The organism is Oscillibacter sp. UBA6647 (genome assembly GCA_002455655.1).
Taxonomy (GTDB): Bacteria; Bacillota; Clostridia; order Oscillospirales; family Oscillospiraceae; genus Oscillibacter.
Window position 1 is genome coordinate 18,950 of sequence record DKLF01000027.1, and the last position, 10,135, is coordinate 29,084.

Annotated in this window: 4 protein-coding genes; 3 read left to right on the plus strand and 1 reads right to left on the minus strand. The window is 59.4% G+C overall.

Going from position 1 to position 10,135, the window contains the following annotated elements:
- The first annotated feature begins 16 nt into the window (after window positions 1–16).
- The 3 genes from B2W96_RS02210 to B2W96_RS02220 are packed head-to-tail and all read left to right on the plus strand — an operon-like array spanning window position 17 to window position 8,979.
- Window positions 17–4,876 (plus strand): S-layer homology domain-containing protein, encoded by a 4,860-nt coding sequence (locus tag B2W96_RS02210; RefSeq protein ID WP_293008119.1) that lies wholly within the window; start codon window positions 17–19, stop codon window positions 4,874–4,876.
- A gap of 23 nt (window positions 4,877–4,899) precedes the next feature.
- Complete coding sequence (locus B2W96_RS02215) at window positions 4,900–8,235, plus strand: S-layer homology domain-containing protein (protein ID WP_293008121.1); 3,336 nt, start codon at window positions 4,900–4,902, stop codon at window positions 8,233–8,235.
- A 27-nt stretch (window positions 8,236–8,262) separates the two neighbouring features.
- A complete protein-coding gene (locus B2W96_RS02220) occupies window positions 8,263–8,979 on the plus strand; it encodes a PilZ domain-containing protein (protein ID WP_293008123.1) in 717 nt (238 codons plus the stop codon).
- 88 nt (window positions 8,980–9,067) lie between these two features.
- Here the strand turns inward: B2W96_RS02220 and B2W96_RS02225 are convergent.
- The coding region (locus B2W96_RS02225) for a glycosyltransferase (protein ID WP_293008125.1) at window positions 9,068–10,135 on the minus strand (1,068 nt) is incomplete at its 5' end.

Genomic DNA, 10,135 nt, shown 5'->3' on the forward strand with positions numbered 1-10,135 from the left:
GAAAGGAAGCTTCGCTATGAAACTGAACGGAATCCGAAAGGGCCGCTGGGGTACGCGGCTGCTGTCCGCCGTGCTTTGCCTGACGATGGCTCTGTCCCTGCTGCCCGGACTGGCGGTCCCTGCCTCCGCCGCGAGCTGGATGGAGCCTTATCTTGAAAAGCTGGTGAGCTGGGGCGTGATGCGGGGGGACTCCTCCGGCAACCTCCACCCCGACCGGACGCTGACCCGCGCGGAATTTGTGGTGCTGGTCAACCGGGCCTTCGGCTACGACGACGTCAGCGCCACCGTTCCGTTCCGGGACGTGAAAGCCGCCGACTGGTATTATGACGACATCAATATCGGCTACACCACCGGGTATTTTAACGGCACCAGCAAAAACACCGCCTCACCCAAAAGCTCCGTCACACGGGAGCAGGCGGCGGTTCTTTTGGGCCGCAACCTTGTGCTGGACGACGAGCCCGGCGCCAGCATTGACTTTACAGACAGCGGCAAGCTCTCCAATTACAGCAGGGGGCTGATCCGCAGCGCCGTGACCGAGGGGATTCTCAGCGGCTACGGCGACGGGTCCTTCCGCCCCAAGCAAAGCATCACCCGGGGGCAGATGGCCGTGTTGCTGGTAAACGCCGTCGGCACCCCCGTCAACAAATCCGGAACCCACACCCTTGGCGGCGTGTACGGAAACGTCACCATTTCCACCTCCGGTGTGACGCTGAAAGACACCACCATCGCCGGGAACCTGTACATCACCGGCGGACTGGGGCTTGGCAACGTGACGCTGGAAAACGTCACCGTGCTGGGCAAAATCGTGGTGTGCGGCGCGGGCGAGAGCGAAAAGGGCAACAACAGCGTGATTCTCCGCGGCGTCACCGCCCCCACGCTGGTGATGGACAATCTGGCCAACAACATTGTCTCCATCCGGGCGGAGGGCAGCACCAAAATTGACCAAACTCTGATTCGCACCCCCTCCTACGTGGAAGACTCCACCGAAAACAACTATGGCTTTACCGCCATCCGGGTGGAAGGCGAGGCCGGAACAGCCCTCACCGCCGCAGGCAACCTCAAGGAAATCGTCACGATCACTCCCGAATCCACCGTCACCGTGGCGAAGGGCTCCGTCCTCTCCCTGACCGTGGACGAGCGGGCCGCAGGCTCTTCCGTGGCGGTGCTCAACGGAGCTGTGGCGAAGGTTTTGAATCTGGACACCGGCACCACCCTCACCGGACGGGGCGACGTGGAGCAGCTCAACGTGAACGCCGACGGCACCAAGGCCGACATGCTGCCGGATACCATCAATATCCGTCCCGGCGTCAATGCCGATATCCACGGCCAGAAGATGGACACCACGCTGGCGGCGGAATCCTCCGCCGATCCCCGGCTTCTGGCGGGCTATCCCAAAATGACCGACGTGGCCTCCGTCTCCGCCAAGGGACTGATGCGCACCAACAAGTCCGGCACGATTTACTGGGCCGTCACCTCCGTGACCGACGGGTCCGTGGGCGAGGCCGATTTGCTGAAGCCCACCAACAACGCCCGCATTCTGAAAAGCGGTAATATCAAGGCTGAGAAGTCCAACACGGACTACACCGCCTCCCTCACCGGGCTTACCTCCGACGGGTCTTACTACTTCTCCGCTATGCTGGTGGACCAGCGGGAGCAGCGCAGTCCCGTGAAGGCCGTGTCCTTCGCAACGTCGGATGATTCTGTTCCAGCCTTTGCCTCGGGCTATCCCTATATGTCCAAAATCACTAACATCTCCGGCGAGGTCACAGTGATGACCACCAAATCCTGCCGGCTGTATTACGCGCTGATGCCCAAAAACGCCACCGCGCCCACTGCCGCCGACTTCAAGTCCGGGTCGCTGTCCGGCAATCTGGGCTCCGGCTCGTGGAACATGGTGAAAAATGTGACCGACACCTTCCTGGTCAACCGGCAGGGCACCATGAAGGAGCTGACGGACTATGACCTGTTCCTCTGGCTTACCGACGCGGACGGGGCAAAAAGTTCGGCCGTGAAAAAAGTCTCGTTTACAACGCTGGACGGCACGCCGCCCACCTTCGTCTCCGGCCCCACCGTCACCTCCATTAAGGAAACCTCCGTGGGGATGAGCGCCGTGGTGGACGAAGCTGCCACCATCTTCTGGGTGGCTGTGAAGCAGGGAGACGAATACCCCAAGCCCATGAACGGCCAGACCACCAAGCCCACCCTCAGCAGCCCCGAGGCCAAGCTTCAGGTGTCCAGCGGCATCAACGGCCTGAAATCCGGAAAGGTGTCCGCCACCGCCAATAAGGAGGCCCTGATCAGCATTACCGGGCTTACCTCGGAATCGGCCTACGACGTGTATTACGTGGCGCAGGACAAGGCCGGAAATCACTCCGACCCCGTGGGCAAGCTCACCGTCCACACGCTGGACACCAACCCGCCGTCCATCACGCAGGAGTTCACCCGCACCAACGACGCGGCGGGCACCTCTCCTCTGGCAGACACCGATATCCGCATCGTTTTCAGCGAAAACGTGCAGGATTCCGGAACCAACCACCAGCTTCTGGCCCTTTACCAAAAATCCAAAGACGCCTCTACCACGCAGGCTGAGCGGGATGCCGCCACAGAAGTCCTCACCGGCCTTCTGCGGGACGATGTCCAGCTCTGGTCCGCCGACGTTGCGCCCGCGGAGCGGGTGGTAGAGCGGACCGCGACCAGCGGGACCGGCGCCGACTGGACCATTGACTACCGCTATGTGGAAATTACCTCCGAGGACGGCAAAACCGTCGTCACCTTTAAATCCGGTCAGGCATTGAAGCTGAAAAGCGGCGCGAAGTATTATTTTAAAATTCAGAACATTGCCGACACTTCTACCGCCAAAAATATCATCAAGCCCAATCCCATCACCCTGTCGGCCTTTACCACCGTGTTCGCCCAGATCCAGTTCTCCAGCACGGACGTTTCCGCCGTGGTAGGAAACGAAACGGTTGATTTTGACATGTCTTTCCGGGCGCTTCCCCTCTCCACCGGCAACGCCGGGGAGGGCGTGTACTGGGACTTGCTGTTCCGCATGAACATTCCCGCCAAATTCGACCTGTATGAAAAGGTGAATACCATCGCCTCGGACGGCTCGGTGGTGGAAGGCGCATGGAAAAAGCACGCCAACTCCGCCGAGATCAACTCCACCGACGGGACGATGTACGGCGCAAGCTACACCCGCTATTTCCGCACCGGAAACACCAGCTCCTCCACCAACGCGGATCTGCTGCGGGACATGACCGCCACCCGGTATTACGGCATCCGCTTCACCTCCATCAAAAATGTGGATGTCCGTGAAACCTGGAGCGGCAAGGTGGAAATGCAGGTGCAGGCCGTGGCCGGGTCGGATAAGAGCGCTTTGCACAATCTGGCCGTGGGCGGCATGCAGGACGAGGATTTGACGCAGGCCGTCAAGGACGGCCTTGTGAAGGTGGGCAGTCCTTCGGATTACACCATGAAGCACATTTTCAGTGACACGATGATTCCGGAATTTGTCACCGGTTATCCCAAAATTGACGCGCTGGACGTGAGCGGTTCCATCGGCGTCCAGCTCACCCGCACCACCGGAAAAATCTTTTACGTGATTGCCCCTGTGTCCACCATTACTACCACGCTTTCCGAGGAACTGGGCGGCAACAAATCTCTTACTTCGGCGAACTGGGATCAGCTTCCCAAAAGCACCGAGGATCCCGAAAAACCTGTGTATTCCTCCGTGCCTACCAGCGGCAACATTATGACACCCCCCTATAACGACACGACGATTATAAAGGGCAGCGTCTCCTATTTCGGCAGCAATGTGACCATTCCCTTGCGGGGCCTCAGCCCGAAAACGAAATATGTGGCTTATTTCGTCCTTCAGGGCAGCGCCTCCACCATTTATTCCGAAAAGCCCTACCTCTTCGGCTTTGACACCTCGGAAACCTCTCGCCCCATCATCGAGCTGACCATCAGCAATCCCAACGTCTCCATTAAAACGGACACCACCTCGGACGTAAACTATCTGCTGGCGGTGAACGGCAGCGAGCCGGGCAATCTGAGCCGGCCCATGGCCGACTATGTGCTTTCCGGCAATAAGGAGACGTTCAAAGACGCATACGACGGAAAGGGCACCGGCGCGAGCAAGGTCTACACGGTTCTAGACGCCATGAGCAACAGCTTTTTCAAGGACAGCAAGCTGACAGGCTCCGTGTTTGACGAGTTCGCCACCCAGACGGCAAAGGACGACTTCGCGGAGTTCATCCGCTCACAGACCACCACCAGCGGCGACGTGACCATGAGCGGCGAGGCCACAAGCATCCGCAACAAAACCGTGGACTGCTCTTCCGGCATGGTGGGTACCACTTGGTACACCTTCCTCACCGTGGCCAAAAGCACCGCCGGTTCCGGCGATGCGTTCCGGGCTATCCGCCCCGTGTTTAACACGGATGCAACACCGCCCATGGTGACGGACTGCCTGTCCGACATTCAGCCTAATCCGGCTGGAACCGCGTATACTGGCACCGTGACCTTGGTCTTCAACGAGGACCTTTACTGGGTTGTGAAGGACCCGGGCACCTCCAACCAGACGGTGACGCCTCTGGAGGCCACCGTCAGCATGTCTTCGTCCAGCTTCTATGCCGCGGGGCTTGCCTTCAACAAAAGCGCAGCCTTCTCACTGGTTGCAGGCACGCCCGGGCAGAAAATTTCCTCCGTCACCTTTAGCTTTACCAACGCTCAGAACGGCGCATACATTTATGCCGCCACAGAGCTGGGCGACAAGGGCGGCAACGTCCACGCGATTCCCCTGACCGTTAAGCTGGACACCAGCGGCGCGTCGCCTCGCTTTGTGGTAACGCAGGACTGGGATATGACCACATGACCCGGAACGAAAAGGAGTCCTCCATGAATAACAAACTTTTCCGCAGGGGGACGGCGCTTCTGCTATCGGCGCTGCTGTCCGTCTCCTTGATCCTTCCCGCTGCGGCGGACGAGACAGTCCCTCCCCCCGCCGGACCGGACCTCTCCGGTCTTTCCGTCAGCTTCAGAGACGGCACCGGCGAGCTGCTCCTCAATGAGAGCAGCCGCACCGTGACCGCGGACGTTTCCGGCGCGCCGACGGGCGCGGCCCTGACCTATACCTATGCCTGGACCAGTGGCGGCACCGCCGTGGCCTCGGTCAGCGGCGTGGGGGAGACGGTTTCCATCCTCCGGGGCGAACGGCCCGGGCGGACGGACATTTCCGTCACCGTGACCGCCACGTGGGACACGGACCCCACCGTCACAAAGTCCGCCACGGTCAGCCGGAGCGTGCTTCTTCCGGGCATCGTCCTCAGCAGCGCATCCCTCTCTATGAAAACACAGGAAAGCCGCCAGCTTACCCCCTCGCTATTTCTCCCCATTGGCATTGACGAGACAGTGACATGGAGCAGCAGCAACGAGTTGGTTGCCCGGGTGTCTTCCAGCGGTCTTGTGACCGCCGGAAGCGCCGGGACCGCCATCATCACCGCCACGGCGGGAGCCTATTCCGCCACATGTCGGGTCACGGCGGAAGAAGCTGTTGCAAATGTTATTACAGACTCCGCCCGGAACGACAATCCTCTGGCCTTTTCCTATGTCGCCGGAAAAATCAACACCGAGTGCAGCCGGGTTCTGCAATCCTCCCTATCCTATGTCACAGGGCTGTATGTCCCCGCCTCCGCCGGAACGCTGTATTACGGATATGTTTCCGAGGGCGTTCCCGGCGCGGGCGTGGGGGCCAACGAAGATTATTCCTATTCCGGCGACCGGGGAACCCGGTGGCTCTCCGACGTGACCTTCGTCCCCAAGGCGGATTTTTCCGGCACCGCCGTCATCCGCTACACCGGCTACGATTCCTCTTCCACCCCCCGGGCCTTTCAGGGAACCATTGAGGTAAACGTCGCCGCCGTCTCCGGCATCAGCTACTCCACCACAGGGCGAAACCGTGTAGATTTCAACGACGCGGATTTCAGCGCGGTCTGTCAGGCCGCCACTGGCCATGAACTGCAATACGTGACCTTTTCCCTGCCCTCGACCTCCAAGGGGACGCTGTTCTACAAATACAACGGCAGCGACCTTGACAACAAGGTCACCTCCGGCACGGCCTATTACCGCAGCAAGTCCCCCCTGCTCTCCGACGTGACCTTCGTGCCCGCCGATGGGTATTCCGGCACGCTTTCCATCTCCTATACCGGGCGGGATACCAACGGGAATTCCTTTGGCGGGTCTGTTTCCATCACGGTTTCCACCAGCGCGGGCAGCCGGGGGAACATCCAGTATTCCACCTCGAAAAACCGCTCCGCTCGGTTTAACGCCAGCGATTTTAACAGCTTGTGCGAAGACGTGCTGGGCGTTCGATTGCAATACGTCCGCTTCACTCTGCCCGCCTCTTCCGTGGGGACGCTGCGGTATAATTACAGCTCCTCCAGCAGCGCCGGAAGCTATGTTTCCTCCTCCACCAGCTATTATCGCTCCTCCTCGCCGTATCTGGACAACGTGTATTTCGTCCCCGCCTCCGGCTGGACCGGAACGGCGGACATCTCCTTCACCGGATACGGAAACAACAGCCAGAGTTTCACCGGCGTTGTCACCGTGGACGTGGATTCCACTTCCTCCTCCGGCACGCTGTCCTATTCCACCCGGCGGGACACCGCCGTGCGGTTTGATACGGACGACTTCAACACCCGCTGCGACGACGAAACCGGCCAGTGGCTGAACTATGTCACGTTCACCCTGCCCTCGTCCTCCTACGGGACGCTGCGGTATAATTACAGTTCCTCCTCCAATACCGGCAGCTCTGTTTCCTCCTCCACCAGCTATTACCGCTCCTCCTCACCGTATCTGGATAACGTGTATTTCGTTCCCGCCTCCGGGTGGAGCGGCACGGTGGATATCAGCTTTACAGGATACAGCACCGGCGGCCAGCGATTTACCGGCACGGTGCGGGTCACCGTCCGAGATTCCGCCGCAGGCGGCGTATCCTACTCCACAAAGCAGGACACCCCCGTAAATTTCTCCGCCAACGATTTTGATACGGTGTGTCGGGAGGAGACGGACCGGAACCTGAATTACGTCCGCTTTACCCTGCCCTCTTCCTCCGTGGGAACGCTGCGCTATAATTACAGCTCCTCCTCCAGCACCGGAAGTACCGTCTCTGCCTCCACCGGCTATTACCGCTCCTCTTCGCCCTACCTCAGCAACGTCACCTTCGTCCCCGCCTCCGGGTGGAGCGGCACGGCGACGATTTCCTACACCGGCTATGACACCAGCGGGCAGCGCTATACCGGCTCCGTAAGCGTGGAGGTAAAGCAGGCGGCGTCTGCGGGCGTAATCTACTACACAACTTCCGCCGGGAAGGCAGCAACCTTTGACGTCTCCGCGTTCCAGCTTGCGTGCAGCGCACGGGGCGCGGGCTCCTTTGTCAGCGCGGCCTTTTCCCAGCCCTCCTCCAGCGCGGGGCAGCTACGGTATCAGTACACTTCCTCTTCCGCGCCCGGCACGGCCGCGACCTCCGGGGCAACCTATTCCGCCTCCGGCTCACCGCTGATTTCCAACCTGTCCTTTGTCCCCGCAGCGGGCTATACCGGCACAGCCACCATTCCCTACACGGGAAAGGACAGCCAAGGCAACTCCTATTCCGGCTCCGTTGTCGTCACTGTCACCTCCGAAACCAAGACAAGCTCCTTTACCGACATGGGGAATTACACCTGGGCCTCCTCCTCTGTTGAATATCTGTATTCCGCCGGTGTGGTAAACGGCACGGGCGGCAGCGCCTTTTCTCCCGGCGCGGCCATCACCCGGGGAAGCTTTATGCTGATGCTCAACCGCGCGTTTCAATTCACCGCCTCTGGCGGCCCGGGCTTTGCCGATGTGCCGGCGGGCAGCGTCTATGCCGAAGCGGTAAAGATTGCGCAGGCGTTGGGCATCGCTCAAGGCAGCGGCTCCTCCTTCTATCCGACCCAACCCCTTTCCCGCCAGCAGGCCGCCGTGTTTCTTGCCCGAGCCATGCGGGCCTCCGGCTGGAGTCTTACGGCGGGGAGCCGGTCCGATCTCTCTGGCTTTTCCGACAATGCCGCCGTCTCCGACTACGCGGCGGCTGATCTGGCCGCCATGGTGCGCCTTGGCGTTTTTCAGGGCGGAAGCAACGGAAAGCTGAATCCCCAGTCCTCCCTTACCCGCGCGCAAATGGCCGTGATTCTCTGCCGCGCCATCACGCTGTAAATTCAGTTCTAGAAGGAGTTGCTGTCTATGGCATACAAAACAACCGTTCCGGAAGAGGACGAGGGTCCTTGCGCGGCCACTCCGGCGGACCTACGTGAAGCAGTGGGTCACCTGTGCGAGGTGCGAAAGCCCAATGACAACAAGCTGGTTTTTCTGGGACGCGTACAAGGAACAGACAACGGCGCGCTGGCAATTTTCCCCGCCGGAGGGCGGGAGGCCCCACCCGTCATCTACAATGATGACTTCAAGCTCATTTTGCATATTCCCCGAAAATCCACGCAGGTGTGGCTGGGAAAGATTCACGGCAGTTCCCGCTCTTTCTGGAAGCTTGGCAGCCTGTCAAAATGCCATCAGCGGGAGCAGCGGGTGAACTTTCGCCAGCCGGTTTCCCTGCGGGCCAACGCGCTGTGCATCAACGCCCTGTATCCCGAAAGCACTCGAGGCGAAGCCCAGTATTACGCCCGCTTGTGCAAGGTAGTAGACGTGAGTCTGGGTGGCGTGCAGTTGCGCAGTCAGGACCGTTACCGCCCCGGCGATCACCTTTTGCTGACCAATCTTTGGCTGGATGAGTCTCAGCCTCAGCCCTTTGTGTTCACTACACAAATCTGCTGGGCACAGCCGGTCAACAAGGTGGAGACCCGGTTCGGCTGCTTTTTCGAGTCTATGAGCATCCGAGATGAGGATCGGCTGTGCGCCGCCATTTTGGAGCTTCAACGGCTGGACCTTGCCAGCCGCAGCGGATAAACCTGGGGCTGATGCAAAGATAGAAAACACGCTTTTCGGATATAAGTTGCAAAAAGGTCCGTTGCCTGTGGGCAACGGACCTTTTCACTTAGGTTTTCTGGCCCTCCGGCTGCTTGGCGTTTTTCAGCGACTGAAAATATGCCCTGTTGTGCAGCATTGCGGGGTCCTCCGGCTTTATTCTCCCAGCCATCTCATTGTACTGCTCCGCAGTCTGGGTCTGCCCCAGCTTGTCGAGGCACACAGCAAGCTCGATGCAGGGGATAAAGCCCCAGCAGTCCTCTCGGAAGAACCCCCAACTGTTTTCCGGCCGCTCCAGCATTCCGGCCAGACGGAACCAGAAAACAGCTCGTTTGAAGTCTCCCTTTTCCTTCCATGCATAGCCCAGTGCACAGCACGTTTCTGCCCGGGGTGTGTCATAACTAAAGGCGCGGGTAAGAGCCGTCAACTGCTCCTGCCGCCGGTTTTCCCGGCGATAGCATTCCCCAAGTTCGTTGCAGGCAGCAATGTTGTCCTCCACCCAGCCCTTGCCGCCGTCAAGAAACATGCTGAAATATTGAATAGCCTCGGCGTATTGGGCATGGTCTTTCAGCTCCCGGGCGTAATAATACAGGCCCCGGGGCGTCAGCTCTCCTCCGCCGTCCAGAATTCGCCGGTAAATGGTGAGATTGCGGTCCGACGAGGATGCTTTTTGCTTTCGGTGCGTCACCGCGATATCCGTATGAATGATTTTTCCGCCGGTGGCAAGATATTCGTGCACCGGCTCTCTCCACAAAAACTGCCGTTCACGCCGTGAAAGCCGCTCCCGGTAATAGCTGAAAGTGACGGCCCCGTTTTTGTCAAAGGCGATGTTGTATTTCATCATCACCGCATCCACAGCGGGGTCCAACTCCTCTTTGAGCTTTTTTAGCTTTTCCCGGTCCTCGGGCAGCAGCACGTCGTCGGCGTCCAGCCAGAGAATATAGTCCTTTGTTGCCTTGGAAAAAGAAAAATTGCGTGCCGCGGAAAAGTCCTCTACCCATGAAAAATCAAAAATTTTATCTGTAAATTTACCTGCAATTTCCTTTGTGGAATCTGTAGACCCGGTGTCCGCAATAATAATTTCGTCCGCAATGCCCTCCACGGAGGAAAGGCAGTCTGCAAGCTGCGCCTCCTCGTT